The following is a 15,771-nucleotide window of genomic DNA, read 5'->3' as shown; positions in this document are numbered from 1 at the left end:
GCAGTTCACGGACGCACCTTTTTGCCCCATACACTTTTTCGGTGAACCCCACCCTCCCCACCTCAGCGGCGGCCTCCGCCGCCGGCTCGGACGTGCTGCGCGGCGCCCTCGCCGGGCTGCTCGCCGGGCTGCCGCCCAAGCAGGCGACGCAGGCCGTCGACCGGCTGATCGCCAATTACCGGGGGACCACCCCGACCGACGCCCCGGTGCTGCGCGACCGCTCCGACGTGGCCGCCTACGCGGCGTACCGGATGCCCGCGACCTTCGAGGCCGTAAGGTCCGCGCTCGGGGCACTGCGGGAGGCGGCACCGCACTGGGCGCCCGGGACGCACACCGACATCGGGGGCGGCACCGGCGCCGCGAGCTGGGCGGTCTGCGAGGCGTGGGGGACGCAGCGGACCACCGTCCTGGACTGGGCGGAGCCCGCGCTGGAGCTGGGGCGGGAACTCGCGGAGGCGTCGGGGGTGCCGGCGCTGCGGGACGTGGTGTGGCAGCGCGCCCGTATCGGAGCGGCGCTCACCCTCCCGAGCACCGATCTGGTCACCGTCTCGTACGTCCTGAAAGAGCTGACCGAGGCCGACCGGGACACCCTGGTCGAGGCGGCCGCCCGTGCCGCCACCGGCGCCGTCGTGATCGTCGAGCCCGGCACCCCGGACGGCTACCGCCGCGTCCTCGCCGCCCGGACCAAGCTGATCGACGCCGGGTTCGCGATCGCCGCGCCCTGCCCGCACAGCGCCGCCTGCCCGCTGGACCCCGCCGGGACGGACTGGTGCCACTTCTCGGCCCGGGTCAGCCGCTCCTCCCTGCACCGGAAGGTGAAGGGCGGTTCGCTGCCGTACGAGGACGAGAAGTTCGCGTATGTGGTGGCGGTGCGGGAGCCGGGCGTGGGCGCGGCTCCCGTCGCGGCCCGCGTCGTACGCAAGCCGCAGATCCGCAAGGGACTGGTGATGCTGGAGCTGTGCCGGGCGGACGGTGAGCAGGCCGGGGAGAACGTGTCGAAGAAGCGGCACGGTGACCTGTACCGGTCGGCCAGGGACACCGACTGGGGCGACGAGTGGCCGCCCCCGTCAGAGGACTCGGCCGACTAGGGGCGGAGCTCCTGGGTGCAGCACTTCACGCTGCCGCCGCCCTTCAGCAGTTCACCCAGATCCATGCCGATCGGCTCGAACCCCCGGGCGCGCAGCGGGTCGTAGAGACCGACCGCCGCGTGGGGCAGCAGGACGTGCCGGCCGTCGCTCACCGCGTTGAGACCGAGGGCCGCGGCGTCCTCCTCCCCGGCGATCAACGCGTCGGGGAAGAGACGGGCGAGGACCGCGCGGCTGCCGGGGGAGAAGGCGCCCGGGTAGTACATGACCTCGTCCGTGCGGTCGTCGAGGACGGCGAGCGCGGTGTCCAGGTGGTAGTAGCGGGGGTCGACCAGATCCAGGCCGATCACCGGACGCCCGAAGAACTCCTGCGCCTCGTCGTGCGCGGCGGACGTCGAGCGGAAGCCGCGCCCGGCCAGCACCCACGAGGCGGTGACCGCGAAGTCGCCCTCGCCCTCGTTGATGTGTTCCGGCTCGCGGATGTCGGTGAAACCGTGGGCGGCGAACCACTCGCGGTGCGCCTCGGCCTCCGGGGTGCGCTCGGCGTAGGCGAACCGGGCGCCCAGGACCCGGCCGTCGACGACGGTGGCGCCGTTCGCGGCGAAGACCATGTCGGGGAGGCCGGGGCGGGGGTCGAGGAGTTCGACGGTGTGGCCGAGGGAGAGGTACCGGTCACGCAGGTCTTCCCACTGCGCGAGTGCCAGCGGCAGCTCGACCGGCTTGGCGGGGTCCATCCAGGGGTTGATGGAGTACGTGACCCTGAAGTGCTCCGGGGGGCACATCAGGTAGCGACGGGGCGCCGTGTCACGAAGGGGTCGGTTCAATGAGGGCTCCTTCGAAGAGAGCGGCAGGACTCCGGGTACATCGGCCTGCCACTGCCCATGGTCCGACCTGCACCCCCCTTCCGCTGTGCACCGAAAGGGTGGTTCCCCACCCCCGAACCGGGGCAACCCCCCTCCCGGCCGCGCGACGGCGGAATGCCAACGGCCAACAGCCACCCCGCGAGACGCCCCGTCTCGCCCCTGCTAGATTGCCCCCATGCCAGAGACCAAGCCCCCCGACTCCTCCCGCCGCAGCGACCGCTCCCGCCGTGCGATCTACGACGCCGCCCTCGCCCTCGTCGCGGAACTCGGCTACCCCAGGACCACCATCGAGGGAATCGCCGCCCGCGCCGGCGTCGGCAAACAGACCATCTACCGCTGGTGGCCCTCCAAGGCCGCCGTCCTCCTGGAAGCCTTCGTCGACCTCGGCGACCAGGCCGCCGAAGCCGTCGGAGAGGTCGGCGCCGCCATCCCCGACACCGGCGACCTCGCCGCCGACCTCCGCCTCGTCCTGCGCGCGACCGTCGACGAACTCGTCGATCCCAAGTACGACCTCCCCACCCGCGCCCTCGCCGCCGAAGGCATCGTCGACGCCGAGCTCTGCGCCCGCTACGTGGAGAAACTGCTGCGCCCCTCCCTCCAGCTCTACGTCGACCGGCTCGCCGCCGCCCGCGCCCACGGCGACCTGCGCACCGACCTGGACCTGGACATCGCGGTGGAGCTGCTCACCGGACCCCTCTCCGGCCGCTGGATGATGCGCACCGGACCCCTCACCCACGACTACGCCGACCGCCTCGTGGACTACGTCCTGGGCGGCCTCACCCCTCGCTGATTCCCGCAACCCGGTCCCTTGCGAGCGAGGTATCTCACCAAACCCGGATACGGACACCGGCCACCCGGGGCGCAGGATGGTGCGAGCATGGAGAAGTCCGCAGGGACCGAGGTTGAGGGTGAGGAGCCAGATGGGCGCGGGGAGCAAATCGTCCGGATCGTTCGAGGCCAAGGGCCGCATCGCACAGTGGTTGCGCCGCCGTGCAGGGGGCAGGCCCGTGCCCGACGAGGGTGCCGGCCGTCTGACGCTGCTGCGCGCCGCCGCCGACGCGGGACTGCCGCTCGCCCCGGCCGCGTATCCCTCCGGCTATCGATGTTCCTGCGACCGCGTCGGCTGTCCGACGCCCGCCCGGCATCCGGTGTCCTTCGCCTGGCAGACCCAGTCGACCACCGACCGCGCCCAGCTGGAGCGCTGGGCGAACACCCAGCCGCAGGCCAACTTCATCACCGCGACCGGCATGGTCCACGACGTCCTGGACGTTCCGTTGGAGGCCGGTCGCAGCGCGTTGGAGCGGCTGCTCGCTGCCGGGATCGAGGTCGGCCCGGTGGCGCTGTTCGCCGAGGGGGCCGCCGGGGCGGACGCCCGGATGCTGTTCTTCACCGCGACCCGGGGCACCCCCGAGGACGAGGACGAGTGGTGGCCGTGCGAGCTGGACTGCCATCCGGAGACCATGGACGAGCACCCGGGGCTGCGCTGGCACTGCCGGGGCAGCTACGTCCTCGTACCCCCGGCACGTCTCCCCGGTGACCTGGACGTGCACTGGGTGCGCGGCCTGGAGCACCAGCTCCCCGACCCGCTGACCCTGCTGGAAACCCTCACCGACGCCTGCGCCCGCTACGCCGACGAGGACACCGACGCCGACAGCGACCCGCACGCGGTGGCCTGGCCGGTCGGCCGGTAGGCCCCGGCACCCCTGCAAGTACCGGTCCCCGCCAGGGACAGGGCCCTTACGCCCCGGTCGCCGCCACCAGCCCCTGCACCCTGGACTCCAGCTCCACCGCGCTCTTCGCCGCACCCTTCTTCGGCACCAGCGCCACCTGACTCGACACCCGCTCCTTGGTCAGCGTCGACTTCGGGGTGCCGGTCAGCAGGGCGGTGACGTCCGGGTTGATGTCGAGCAGCGCGACCCCGCGCGCCGCGGTCTGCTTCTCGAAGTGCCGGGAGGCGAAGAAGACGAACGCGCCGCCGTCCTTGGTCATCAGACCGACGGGCGCGAAGGTGCCGGTGTTCAGCGGCTGGTCGAGATACTGCATGGACCGCCCGATCCGCTGCGAGGCCCGCACCCGCGAAGCCAGCCAGAGGGTGGTGTCCCGGCCCGGCGCGAAGGTCACCTGCTGCTCGGAGCGGCCCTTGTTCTCCAGGTACGAGGTGTAGGCGCCGCCCAGCTCCTTGGGCGGGGCCACCAGGCCCGCGCCGTCCAGGGGGGCCGGCTTCGCGAAGCCCTCGCCGTCGGCCGCGAATTCGGGCACCTCGCCGGGCGTCAGGGTCAGCAGGTGCGAGGCCTGCCAGAGCTGGTCGGCGCCGCCCCGTACGAACACCACCAGCCAGCGGGTGTCGGCGCGTCCGCCGTCGGTGTCCCGGTTGCTGTCGGTGTCCGCGACGAACCAGCGCGGCCAGCCCTTCTGCTGCGGTATCAGGAAGTGCGCGTCGGTGAGCGCGAGTTCCTGGTGCCCCGGATTGCCGCCGGGGTTCTGTGCCCTGCGGGCCTTGAGACCGGCCTGGTTGATGGCGCCCAGGGCGCCGGTGACCCGGCCCGCGGCGAGCGCCGGGTCGTACGCCTTGTCGGCCTTGTTGTAGGCGAGGGTGAAGTCCTTCAGGGCCCGGGCGGCCTCAGCCTTCGTCGCCGCCGGGACGATCGCCAGCTCGCCGTGCACCGTCACGCAGCCGCTCGCCGTCAGGGCGAGGATCGCCGCCGTGGCCAGCGCCGCTGTCCGCCGCCTGGGGAGTGTGCTCAGCCTCAGCCTGCCCATGGGTCGCCTTCTGTGTCACCGTCGCCGACGACCGGAACCCTACCGGGGCGAAGAACAGCACCAGCATCGGGACCAGATACAGCGCCCACACCGTGACCTGGAGGACGGTCGGGTCGCTCTGGAAGTTGAACACCCCCTTGAGCAGGGTGCCGTACCAGCTGTCCGGGGGGATCTGCTCACTGATGTCGAACGCCTTGTCCGCCAGCCCGCCCAGGAAGCGCGCCTCCTGCAAGTCATGGACGCCGTACGCCAGTACACCGGCCGCCACCACCAGCAGCATCCCGCCGGTCCAGGTGAAGAACTTCGCCAGGTTGATGCGCACCGCACCCCGGTAGAACAGCCACCCCAGCACGACCGCCGTGGCCAGCCCGAGGATCACCCCGGTCAGCGGGGCGTGCGTACCGTCGCCCGAGGCCCGTACCGAGGCCCACACGAAGAGCGCCGTCTCCAGCCCCTCGCGGCCCACCGCCAGGAACGCGGTCGCCACCAGCGCGCCCGTTCCCATCCGCAGCGCCGCGTCCAGCTTGCCGTGCAGTTCCGCCTTGAGATGGCGGGCGGTACGCCGCATCCAGAAGACCATCCAGGTCACCAGGCACACCGCCAGGATCGACAGCGAACCCCCCAACGCCTCCTGCGCCTCGAAGGTCAACTCCTGTGACCCGAAGGTCAGTGCGGCGCCGAAACCGAGCGCGATCAGCACCGCGACCCCGATGCCGATCCACACCGGCGCCAGTGCGTCCCGCCGCCCGGTCTTCACCAGATAGGCGATCAGGATGCAGACGACCAGGCTGGCTTCGAGGCCTTCGCGCAGGCCGGTCAGATAGTTGGCGAACATGTCGGTCCCCGCCCTTTCAGGTGCGTATGAGGGTCAGGTGCGTATGAGGGTCACGAGAACGGAGCGCTGTGAGAAGGGAGCGCCAGGAGATACGGGGCGTTACGAGAACAGCGCCCGCCCCCACCAGTCGTCCTTGTCCCGGACGCCCGGCGGGACGGCGAAGTGCGCCGAACCCACGTGCTGGATGTATTCGTTCAGCGCGTCGGACCGCGCGAGATTCCGCTGTACGGGGATGAACGCGTCCCGCGCGTCCCGCTGGTACGCCAGGAAGAACAGTCCGGCGTCCAGCCGCCCCAGACCGTCCGTGCCGTCGGTGAAGGAGTAGCCGCGACGCAGCATCCGCGCCCCGGCGTTGGTGTCCGGGTGGGCGAGCCTGACGTGCGAAGTGGGCATCATCGCCTTGAGGCGGGGCTCGTCGTGCTCCTTCGGCCGGCCCACCGCGGCGCCCTCGCCCTTGTCGCGGCCGAAGATGTCCTCCTGCTCCTGGAGCGGAGTGCGGTCCCAGGTCTCGATGTTCATCCGGATCCGCCGGGCGACCAGGTACGAGCCGCCCGCCATCCACGCACTGCCGTCCTTCGCGGACGCCCAGACGTGCTTGTCGAGGGTGGCCGCGTCGGTACCCGCGACATTGCGGGTGCCGTCCTTGAAGCCGAAGAGGTTACGGGGGGTCTGCGCGTCCGGCGTCGTCGACGACGTCTTGCCGAAGCCCAGCTGCGACCAGCGCACCGCGACCTTGCCGAAGCCGACCCTGGCGAGGTTGCGGATCGCGTGCACCGCCACCTGCGGGTCGTCCGCGCACGCCTGGACGCACAGATCGCCGCCGCTGCGCGCCCTGTCGAGGTTGTCGCCGGGGAACCTCGGCAGGTCCACCAGGGCCGCCGGACGCCTGTCCTTCAGCGCGAACCGTCCGTCGAAGAGCGAGGGCCCGAAGCCGATCGTCAGCGTGAGCCGGGACGGCTTGAGGCCGAGCGCCTCCCCGGTGTCGTCCGGCGGCGCCTCGGGCAGCCCGCCGTACGCACCCTCGCCCACCGCGTGCCCGGCCGTCATCCTGGCCGCCGCCGCCGTCCAGTCCTTCAGCAACTGGATGAGCTCCGCCCGGTCCCTGGTCGTCACGTCGAACGCGGCGAAGTGCAGCCGGTCCGGGACCGCGGTGGCGATCCCGGCCTGATGCGCACCGTGGAAGGGGACGGCCGCCCCGTCGGACGCGGCGGGCGCCGACGGCGGCTCCTCGTCCCGGTTCAGCGCGAGGGCCGCACCGCCGGCCGCGGCGGCGCCGAGCGCGAGCCCGGCGCCACCCCAGCCGATCACCGAACGCCGGGACGGCGCAGCGGAGTTGGTGTCCGCCGGGGACTCGGGTCCCACCGGGGGAGTGCCTGGTGCCGACATGGGTCCGCCTCCTTCCACGTGAGGACGCACGCCTACTTGGTGACCGCGGCGGCGAGCTTCGACAGCGGCTCGGCGAGCGCGTTCACCCCGTCGGAGAGCGCCTTGCGGTCGTCCTTTCCGACCTTGTCGTACGACACGAAGTCGTAGGACGTGGTGTTCGGGCGGTGCTTGTCGAGCAGCTTGTCCAGCGCCGCGAACTGCTTGTCCAGCTCGGCCGCCAGCTTCGGGTCGTTCTTCGAGGCGACCGGCTTGAGCAGGGTGTACGCCTTCTCCGCACCCTCGACATTGGCCTTGAAGTCGACCAGGTCGGTGTGGCTGTAGCGCTCCTCCTCACCGGTGACCTTGCCGGTGGCGACCTCGTCCAGGAGTTCCTTGGCGCCGTTGGCCATCGAGGAGGGGGTGATCTCGGCGGTGCCGACCTTCTTCACCCAGGTGTTGAGGTCCTTCATCAGGGTGTCCGCGAGCTTCTTCTCCGCGTCCCCGATCTTCTTGTCCTGCCACAGCGCCTTCTCCAGGCGGTGCCAGCCGGTCCACGGCTTGCCGGACTCCTCCACGCCGTCCTCGCGCAGGTCGACCATCGGGTCGATGTCGCCGAACGACTCGGCGACCGGCTCGGTGCGCTCCCAGCCGATCCGCGACGGCGCGTACGCCTTCTTCGCGGCCTGAAGGTCGCCCGCCTTCACGGCGTCCGCGAAGACCTGCGCCTTGGGCAGCGTCTCCTCGGCCTGCTGGGTGACGTAGGTGCGGTACGCGGCGACGGCCGCGTCCTTCTCCGGGCTGCGCTGCGCGGCCTTGCCACCGGAGGCGGTGACCTGCTGGCGGATGCCGTCGCCCTTCATACCGGGCTTGCAGGCGATCTCGTACGACCCGGCCTTGATCTCGGCGGTGAGGTCGGCCTTGGTACCCGGGCCGATGTTCTCGCGCTCGGTGAGGATGCGGCCGTCCGGGAAGAGCACGTACACCTCGGTGACCTTGGTGCCCTTGTTCTCCACGGCCAGCTCGACCTTGCCCGCCGGGAACTGCTTCTTCGACACCTCGCAGGAGTCGTCCTTGGCCACCACCCTGATCGCCCCGTCGCTCTTGGCGTCGCTGCCGCCACCCTTCTGGGCGCAGCCGGTCACGGCGGCGAGAGCGGCCACGGCGGCGACGGCGGTGAGAGCGGACAGACGGGCGGGACGAACCGAAGGAACGGGACGCATAAGGGGACTCCACGCGGGGTGAAAGGTCTGCGGGGCCCGCCGGCAACACCGGCAGGCCTACTGAGGCTTACCTAAGTTAAGCGCGCCTTACCCCGGACATAACCGCCCGTGCAGTGATTCAGATCTCACCTGGGCCCCAGGAGTACGGGGCGGTCACGGGAGTCCCACGGCTGCCCCTCCGTAGGGTCAAGCAGCGGTCAAATCTCCTGGGGTGCGGCCCTCCTGGGGATCACCAGGGGGTCACCGGTGCGCGGATGCGGAAGCACTTCCACCGGCTGCCGGTACACCCGGCTCAGCAACTCCTCGCCGAACACCTCGGCAGGCGCCCCGCACACCGCGATCCGCCCCTCGTGCAGCACGGCCGCCCGGTCCGCGTACGCCGCCGCGAGCCCGAGGTCGTGCAGCACGACCACGACCGCGTCCCCGGCCGCCGCCCGCTCCCGGCAGATCCGCAGCACCAGTTCCTGGTGCCGCAGGTCGAGCGCCGCGGTCGGCTCGTCGAGCAGCAGTACGGGGGCGCGCTGCGCGAGTACCCGGGCCAGCGCGACCCGGGCCCGCTCGCCGCCGGACAGCGCGGAGAAGGGCCGCGGCCCGAACTCGGTGACCTCGGTGGCCGCCATCGCCTCCGCGACCGCCGCATCGTCCAGGTCCTCGTGCACGGTGCCCGCCCAGGGTGCGCGCCCCATCCGTACGACGTCCTCCACCGGGAACGGGAAGGACAGTGCCGCCGACTGCGGCAGCACGGACCGGCGCAGGGCGAGTTCGGGGGCGCTCCAGTCGCCGACCGGGCGGCCACCGATCCGTACCGTTCCGCCGGAAGCGGGAAGGTCGGCGGCGATGGCGGCCAGCAGGGTCGATTTGCCCGCCCCGTTGGGGCCGACCAGGGCCAGCACCTCTCCGGCGCGGGCGGTCAGGTCGATGCCGTCGAGTACGTCGCGCTGTCCCAGGCGTACCCGCAGACCGGCCACCTCGACGGCCGCCGCGCCCTTGCCGAGCGGGGCGGGCAGGTCGCGGCCGCGGGCCGCCGACGAGAAGAGAGACGTGAACCTCATGCCCAACCACCCTGCTTGCGACGGGTCCTGCGGAGAAGCCAGAAGAAGAACGGGGAGCCGAAGAGGGCGGTGAGGACGCCCAGGGGGAGTTCGGCGGGGTTGGCGACGGTGCGGGCCGCGAGGTCACCGGCGAGCAGCACGAGGGCGCCGCCCAGGGCGCTGCCGGGGACCAGGAAGCGGTGCCCGGGGCCGTTGGCCATCCGCAGCAGGTGCGGGACGAGGAGGCCGACGAAGGTGATGATGCCGGCCACGGCGACGGCGGCCGCGGTCAGCAGGGCGACCACCAGGACCAGCACCATCCGCAGCTTCTCGACGTCCACGCCGAGGTGGCGGGCAGGGCGTTCGCCGAGGGCCAGGAGGTCCAGCTTGCGGGCGTGGAACGGAGCGATCAGCAGGCCGAGCAGGGCGCACGGCAGCACGGCGAGCACCTTCGGCCAGGTGGCCTGGGCGAGCGAGCCGAGCTGCCAGAAGGTGATCTGGGTGATCTGCGCGTTGTCCGCGAAGAAGATGAACAGGCCGATCAGCGCGCCCGCGAAGGCGTTCACCGCGATGCCGGTGAGGATCAGCGTGACGACCTCGGTGCGGCCGCCGGAGCGCGACAGCACGTACACCAGCAGGACGGTGATCAGGCCGGCGACGAAGGCGCAGAACGTAATGGTCCAGTTGCCGAAGAAGCTCAGGCCGAGTGCGATCGAGGCGACCGCGCCGACCGCCGCACCGGCCGAGATGCCGATCACGCCCGGCTCGGCCAGCGGGTTGCCGAACACGCCCTGCATCAGGGCGCCCGCGCAGCCCAGTGAGGCACCGACCAGGAGGGCGAGGACGACCCGGGGGAGGCGGATGTTCCACAGGACGCTCTCGCCGACGCGGTCCAGGGGGGCGCCGCCGAGGCCGATCCGGTGCTGCACGGAGGCCAGCACGTCGCCGGGGGAGATGTGGTACGTCCCGAGACCGGCCGAGACCAGCGCCAGCACGAGCAGGGCGACGGAGAGAGCGACGGTCAGGGTGAAGGTGGTCCCCCGGCGCCTCCCGGGCGGCGGAGGTGTGACTTCTGGCGTCAACCGGTCGCTGTCGCCGGTGAGTTGAGCATCATGGGTGGTGGCGGTCACCGGTTCTTCTCTCACTTCTTCTTGCCGTGCAACTGCTCGACCAGGGACTTGAGGACCTGGTCGGTGCGCGGCCCGTAGTTCAGCAGGACGCCGTCGTCGACGGAGACGATCCGGCGGTCCAGGCCGGCCGGGGTCTCGGCGACGCCGGGCACCTTGAGCAGCCCGTCGATCCCGTTGACCGAGGTCAGCCCCTTGCTCATCACCAGGATCGCGTCCGGCGCCGCCTTCACCAGGGCTTCGCTGGTGATCGCGGTGAAGTCCTTCTCCAGCCCGGAGTCCTTGCCCGCGTCGACTGCCCCGGCCGCCTCCAGCAGCGAACTCGCCCCGGAATCCCGGCCGCCGAGCAGATACACCGACGCCGAACCCCGCAGATACAGGAAGGTCACCCGCGGCTTCTTGCCGTCCTTCGGCTGCGGAATGTCCTGCTGTACGGCGGCGATCCGGTCCCCGGTGCGCTTCTTCAGCTCCGCCCCGGCGGCCTTCACTCCGAGGGCGTCGGCCACCGCGTCGATCCGCCTGTCCACGTCCGCGAGCTCCTTGGCGGGCTTCACCACGACCAGTGGAATGCCCGCATCGCGGATCTGCTGGACGGCCTCGGTGGGCCCGGTGGTGGTGTCGGCGAGGACCACGGTCGGCTTCAGTGAGAGCACGCTCTCCGCCGAGACGTCGTGCGCACGTGTCACCACAGGGAGGGACTTGGCCTGCTCGAACGTGGCGGTGATGTCACGTGCGACGACGTTCTTCCCGAGGCCCAGGGTGAAGACGATCTCGTTCAGGCTGCCGGTCAGCGGGACGATCCGGCTGGTCGAAGTGACCTTCACCTCATGGCCGTCGGCGGAGCGGACGGTCGCCGGAAGCTGCGGTTTCGGGGTGGCGGCCAGCGGCTCGACCCGGTCCGGGGCGGCCTTGGGCTGCTGCACCGCGGGTGCGCCACCCGTCTGCGTACCGCCGCTGCCGCAGCCCGTGGCGACGGCGGCCAGCGCGAGCACGGATATCAGTGCGCCTGCCGTGCGGCGGGCGCCGGGCCGGGAGGGAGACACGGTCCCGGAGGGGCGCGGGGGCGCGGCTGGCGTTCGCACGGAGGTGCACCGTCCTGTTCGTCTGCGGTCGGCCGGGGCGTGGTGCCGGTGGCCGAAGTGATCGGTGGGGCGGGGGAGTTTCCCCCGGCCCGCCGAGTCCCGTCGGGTGGTGGAGCGGCCCGAAGCGGTCCGAAGGGTTCCGGACCAGGTCGGGCATAGCTTAGGTTAGCCTTACCTCGCTCGCTAGACCTCGGAGGGACCCTGATGCTGTCGTCCAGACCGGCCCGCGCATGCGCCGTCGCACTCATCGCGGCCGTGCTGGGAGCCCTGCTCCCGGCCGCCGCAGCCAGCGCGGCCGCGCGCACCGTCCAGGGCGGCAGGCTCGACTGGGGGATCAAATCCTCCTTCCAGAGTTACGTCACCGGGCCGATCGCCAAGGGGGACTTCACCCTCCGGGGCGGGGCCGCCACCGTCGGGGGCAGCCAGTTCCGCTTCCACTCGGCCACCGGTTCCTACGACCCGGACAGCGGCGAACTCCGCTCCGGCTTCTCGGGCGGGGTCCGCTTCACCGGCCACCGCAAGCCGGACGGCTCGAACGAACTCGACCTCACCATCAGCCGTCCCACCGTCCGGATATCCGGCGGCAGCGGCACCCTCTTCGCCGATGTCACCAGCAAGAACAAGGGCACCGGCAAGGTCACCAGCTCCACCCAGATCGCGCTGGCCTCGCTCGCCGTGGGCGGCATCAACATGAAGGGCGGCTCCACCCCCGTCGCCCTCAACAACATCCCCGCGACGCTCACCTCGCAGGGCGCGACCGCCTTCGCCGGGTACTACACGGCCGGCACCGCGCTCGACCCGGTCAGCCTGTCGGCGGACGTGGCGGCGGGCGCGAAGGCGCCCGACGCCAAGCCGTCCGCCGAAGCCCCGGAGAAGAAGGAGCCCAAGGAGGCGGCGAAGGGAGGCGGCGAGAAGGCCTCCGGCGCCTCCGGTTCCTTCGCCGACGGAGCCGTCGACTGGGGGGTGCGGCGCACCTTCCGGGAGTACGTCACCGGGCCCATCTCCAAGGGCAAGTGGGAGCTGGCGCAGGGCGCGCAGGATGGCGGCGCACTGTTCCGCTTCCCGCAGGGCAAGGGCACGTACGACAGCAAGAAGCAGAACCTGGACGCGGCCTTCGCGGGCAGTGTCCGCTTCTCGGGCGCCCACCTCGATCTGACCCTCTCCAAGGTCGCCGTGAAGGTCGACGGCGGCAGGGGCACCCTGGTCGCCGACGTCGCGAGCCAGGACCTCACCACAGGGAAGCCCGTCAGGTCCCCGGCCGTGCCGCTGATCACCTTCGACGCCAAGTCCCTTGCCGCCAAGGACGGTCTGGCCCGGCTGAGCGAGGCTCCGGCGACGCTGACCGAGCAGGGCGCCAAGGCGTTCGGCTCGATGTACAAGGCGGGTACCGAGATGGACCCGGTGTCGCTCGCCGTCGCCGTCGACGCCAAGGCGAAGCTGCCCGCGCTCCCCGACCTCGGCAGCGAACCGAAGGCACCCGCGGCGCCGGAGAAGAAGGCCGCCGCGCCGAAGACGGAGAACGCCGCCTCGGCCTCCGAGTCCTCGAACACCGGGGTGTACGTCGGTGTGGGCGCCGGTGTCCTGGTGCTCGCCGGGGCCGCCTTCTCCTTCGTCCGCCGACGCGGGGCGAACGGCGCAGGGAGCGCCGACAGCACGAGCTGACCCGGCCGCCGCCTCCCGCCCGGCCCCGCCACCCCCACCTCCACCCTTCAACTCCCCTGCCGCGGGCCCCCGTTGTTCCCCTCCCGCGGCAGGGGTCCTCATCGACCCTTCCTTATTAGGAGATCCCGAAAATGGCTGCCACCCGCCGCCCGATAGCCCTCGCCGCCGCCGTTGCTACGGTCGCCGCCGTCGGTGCCACCGCCTTCGCCCTCCCCGCCGCCGCGGCCCCCGCCGCTCCGGCAGCCCCCGCCGCTCCGACGATGGACCTGAAGGACGGCACGCTGGACTGGGGCTTCAAGGAGTCCTTCCGCAAGTACCTCGGCTCGCCGTTCTCGGGCGGGAAGATCACCGTCGCGGACGGCGCCAAGCAGGCGGCGGGCAACGGCGCGTTCACCTTCGTCGACGGTGTCGGCACGTACGACATGAAGACGCACGGCACGCGGACCGCGTTCAAGGGCAGCGTGCACTTCACCGCCCACGGCGGCGTCCTCGACATCACCATGTCGGACCTGAAGATCTCCACGGCCGGCAAGACCGGCGCCATCACCGCCGACATCAGGTCGAAGCCGGAGGGAGCCAAGGAGTTCGTCACCCAGGACGACGTACAGCTCGCCGCGCTCGACCTGTCCGCGGTGAAGCCCGGCCAGGGCGCCGGCGGGGCAATGGTCTTCAAGGACATCCCGGCGACGCTGACCGAGGCGGGTTCGGCGGCCTTCAACGGCCAGTACAAGGAGGGCGACAAGCTGGACGCGGCCAGCCTCTCGGTCAAGCCCGTGGAGCCGCCGGTGAAGCCGGTCGAGCCGCCGGTGAAGCCCGTCGAGCCGCCCGTGAAGCCGGTCGAGCCGCCGGTGAAGCCGGTCGAGCCGCCCGTCAAGCCCGTCGAGCCGCCCGTGAAGCCGGTGAAGCCGCCGGTCGAGCCCGTCGCCCCGCCCACCGGCGTCGACAACGGCACCCTGGTCGACGGCAACCTCGACTGGGGTGTGCTGGCCCGCTTCCGCTCCTACGTCACCGGCCCCATCGCGCACGGCAGGATCGAACTCTCCGGCGGTGCGGTCAAGTCGGGCGACGGCTTCCGCTTCCCCAAGGCCAAGGGCTCCTTCGACGCCGAGAAGCAGAACCTGTCCGCCGCCTTCGACGGCAAGATCCGCTTCGTCGGCCACCAGGAGAACGGGGCGTACACCCTCGACCTCAACTTCTCCGCCCTCAAGGTCCAGGTGAAGGGCGGCAAGGGCACCCTGGTCGCCGACGTCGCCACCAAGAACCGCGCCACCAAGCAGGTCGAGACCTACAAGGCGCTCGACATCGCGACGCTGACCCCGGCCGGCCAACTGTCCGTCGTGGACGGCGTCGTGAAGCTCACCGGGGTCCCGGCGAAGCTGACGGCCGGCGGTTCGAAGGCGTTCGGCGGGATGTACGAGGCGGGCCAGACGATGGACCCGCTGACTGTCGCGGTCTCGGTCGAGAAGGATGCACAGCTGCCCGGGGGGAGCACCACGGGCTCCGGTACGTCCGGCGGATCCGGCTCCACGACCGGCGGCGCTGACACCACGGGCACCACCGGTTCCACGACCGGCGGTACCGGTTCCACGACCGGCGGCGGTTCGGTCGGCGGCAGCGTCGGCGGCCTCGACGGCGGCGCGGTCGGCGGCAACCTCGCCGCCACCGGCTCGTCGACCCCGTCCGGCGTCCTGCTCGGCGCGGCCGGGGCACTGGCCCTCGCAGGCGGTGCAGTCGTCTTCGCGGCACGCCGCCGCACGGCCAACCACAGCTGACACCCAGCCCGACGGGCGCGAGGGCGGGGCGGGGACTCCATCCCCACCCCGCCCCCTTTCCGTCCCGGGCCTTCTCTCAACCCCGGCCCCCAGCCCCGCGCACGCGTAAGGGGCCCACACCTCCCGGCGTGGGCCCCTTCACCGACGTACCGACTCACCGGCGTACCGGTGAAGCCTTCATCGGCGTACCGTCAGAAACTACGCACTGAGCGGGAATTCACCGCCCAGTTCCCGGAACACCGCCCCGTTGAAGTCGAATGCCCGCTTGCACTCCTCGATGATGCGCTTCTGCTCCAGCTCGTCCGCCGCGATGTTGTCCAGCAGCTCGCGGTAACCCCGCTTGAAGGCGGCCGGGTTGGAGACCTGCTCGAAGACGTAGAAGCGGACGCCGTCGCCCTTGCGGTCGAAGCCCCAGGTCTTCTCGGCCTTGTCGCGGATGATCTGGCCGCCGGAGAGGTCGCCGAGGTAGCGGGTGTAGTGGTGGGCGACGTAGCCGCCGGGCCAGGTCACCGCGCACTCGGTGACGCGGGCCGCGTAGGCGGCGGTGGCGGGGAGCGGAACCAGGCCCTCGCGCCAGTTCCCGCCGCGCAGATGGGCCAGGTCGCGCTCCAGCTCGTCGGTGCGCATCAGTTCCGGCTGTATGAAGGGGCCCGCGACCGGGTCGTCCTTCAGGGACTCGGCGGCTTCTTCGAGGGCCTTGTAGACGAACCACAACTGCTCGGTGTAGCGGGTGTAGGCGTCCACGCCGAGCCGGCCGCCCAGGAGGTCGCTCATGAACGTCGAGGTCTCCGCCTCCGTGTGCTGCTCGTGCGAGGCCACACGGATCTGGGTGGAGAAAAGGGTGTCCAAGACGGACCTCCGGGGACAGAAGGGACCGGGAAAGAGAGCGGTGGTGACAGCGCTGACACCTGCCACCACCGATCTTCGTTGCTTAGGCTTACCTAAGTCAACCTGTTCCCGACGCTCTGT

General features: G+C 71.6%; 14 protein-coding genes. 5 read left to right on the top strand and 9 right to left on the bottom strand.

Annotated elements, in window-relative coordinates; genetic code table 11:
• The first annotated feature begins 41 nt into the window (after positions 1-41).
• The gene (locus ACIA73_RS09730; RefSeq protein ID WP_399437806.1) at positions 42-1,088 is read left to right on the top strand and encodes a small ribosomal subunit Rsm22 family protein; all 1,047 of its coding nucleotides are present in this window, start codon (positions 42-44) and stop codon (positions 1,086-1,088) included.
• On the opposite strand, the gene ddaH is transcribed toward ACIA73_RS09730, so the two are convergent.
• Positions 1,085-1,909 (bottom strand): dimethylargininase, encoded by an 825-nt coding sequence (ddaH, locus tag ACIA73_RS09725; protein WP_399437805.1) that lies wholly within the window; start codon positions 1,907-1,909, stop codon positions 1,085-1,087. The two genes, ACIA73_RS09730 and ddaH, sit on opposite strands and share 4 nt — an antisense overlap.
• Before the next feature lie 214 nt (positions 1,910-2,123).
• Between ddaH and ACIA73_RS09720 the strand changes: the two genes are divergently transcribed.
• Positions 2,124-2,738, top strand: a complete 615-nt coding sequence (locus ACIA73_RS09720) for a TetR/AcrR family transcriptional regulator (protein ID WP_399437804.1) — start codon at positions 2,124-2,126, stop codon at positions 2,736-2,738.
• A gap of 130 nt (positions 2,739-2,868) precedes the next feature.
• On the top strand, positions 2,869-3,639 hold the full coding sequence (locus ACIA73_RS09715; RefSeq protein ID WP_399437803.1) for a bifunctional DNA primase/polymerase: 771 nt from the start codon (positions 2,869-2,871) through the stop codon (positions 3,637-3,639).
• A 46-nt stretch (positions 3,640-3,685) separates the two neighbouring features.
• Here ACIA73_RS09715 and ACIA73_RS09710 read toward each other — a convergent pair whose 3' ends face one another.
• From ACIA73_RS09710 to ACIA73_RS09680, 7 genes are all read right to left on the bottom strand, one after another.
• On the bottom strand, positions 3,686-4,612 hold the full coding sequence (locus tag ACIA73_RS09710; RefSeq protein WP_399438045.1) for a hypothetical protein: 927 nt from the start codon (positions 4,610-4,612) through the stop codon (positions 3,686-3,688).
• Positions 4,569-5,543 carry an iron uptake transporter permease EfeU gene (efeU, locus tag ACIA73_RS09705; RefSeq protein WP_399437802.1) on the bottom strand — a complete coding sequence of 325 codons (975 nt, stop codon included), beginning with the start codon at positions 5,541-5,543 and terminating at the stop codon, positions 4,569-4,571. The genes ACIA73_RS09710 and efeU overlap by 44 nt, the downstream gene beginning before the upstream one ends.
• 99 nt (positions 5,544-5,642) lie before the next feature.
• Positions 5,643-6,929, bottom strand: a complete 1,287-nt coding sequence (gene efeB / locus ACIA73_RS09700; RefSeq protein ID WP_399437801.1) for an iron uptake transporter deferrochelatase/peroxidase subunit — start codon at positions 6,927-6,929, stop codon at positions 5,643-5,645.
• Between the two features lie 32 nt (positions 6,930-6,961).
• Positions 6,962-8,128, bottom strand: a complete 1,167-nt coding sequence (gene efeO / locus ACIA73_RS09695; RefSeq protein WP_399437800.1) for an iron uptake system protein EfeO — start codon at positions 8,126-8,128, stop codon at positions 6,962-6,964.
• Positions 8,129-8,325: 197 nt separating this feature from the next.
• Complete coding sequence (locus ACIA73_RS09690) at positions 8,326-9,180, bottom strand: heme ABC transporter ATP-binding protein (protein ID WP_399437799.1); 855 nt, start codon at positions 9,178-9,180, stop codon at positions 8,326-8,328.
• Positions 9,177-10,241, bottom strand: a complete 1,065-nt coding sequence (locus ACIA73_RS09685) for a FecCD family ABC transporter permease (protein ID WP_399438044.1) — start codon at positions 10,239-10,241, stop codon at positions 9,177-9,179. The genes ACIA73_RS09690 and ACIA73_RS09685 overlap by 4 nt, the downstream gene beginning before the upstream one ends.
• Before the next feature lie 59 nt (positions 10,242-10,300).
• Positions 10,301-11,329, bottom strand: coding sequence for a hemin ABC transporter substrate-binding protein (locus tag ACIA73_RS09680; RefSeq protein ID WP_399438043.1), 1,029 nt, complete (start codon positions 11,327-11,329; stop codon positions 10,301-10,303).
• A 243-nt stretch (positions 11,330-11,572) separates the two neighbouring features.
• On the opposite strand from ACIA73_RS09680, the gene ACIA73_RS09675 reads away from it, so the two are divergent.
• Entirely contained in the window at positions 11,573-13,030 is a 1,458-nt protein-coding gene (locus tag ACIA73_RS09675) for an HtaA domain-containing protein (RefSeq protein ID WP_399437798.1), read from the top strand.
• 131 nt (positions 13,031-13,161) lie between these two features.
• The gene (locus tag ACIA73_RS09670) at positions 13,162-14,802 is read left to right on the top strand and encodes an HtaA domain-containing protein (protein WP_399437797.1); all 1,641 of its coding nucleotides are present in this window, start codon (positions 13,162-13,164) and stop codon (positions 14,800-14,802) included.
• Between the two features lie 198 nt (positions 14,803-15,000).
• Here the strand turns inward: ACIA73_RS09670 and ACIA73_RS09665 are convergent, their stop codons facing one another.
• Positions 15,001-15,651 carry a heme oxygenase (biliverdin-producing) gene (locus ACIA73_RS09665; protein WP_399437796.1) on the bottom strand — a complete coding sequence of 217 codons (651 nt, stop codon included), beginning with the start codon at positions 15,649-15,651 and terminating at the stop codon, positions 15,001-15,003.
• Positions 15,652-15,771: the final 120 nt, after the last annotated feature.

It is taken from the genome of Streptomyces sp. NPDC051561, from assembly GCF_044454195.1.
GTDB lineage: Bacteria > Actinomycetota > Actinomycetes > Streptomycetales > Streptomycetaceae > Streptomyces.
The sequence above is the reverse complement of the archived record's forward strand: the minus strand, read 5'-3'. Positions and strand labels throughout refer to the sequence as shown.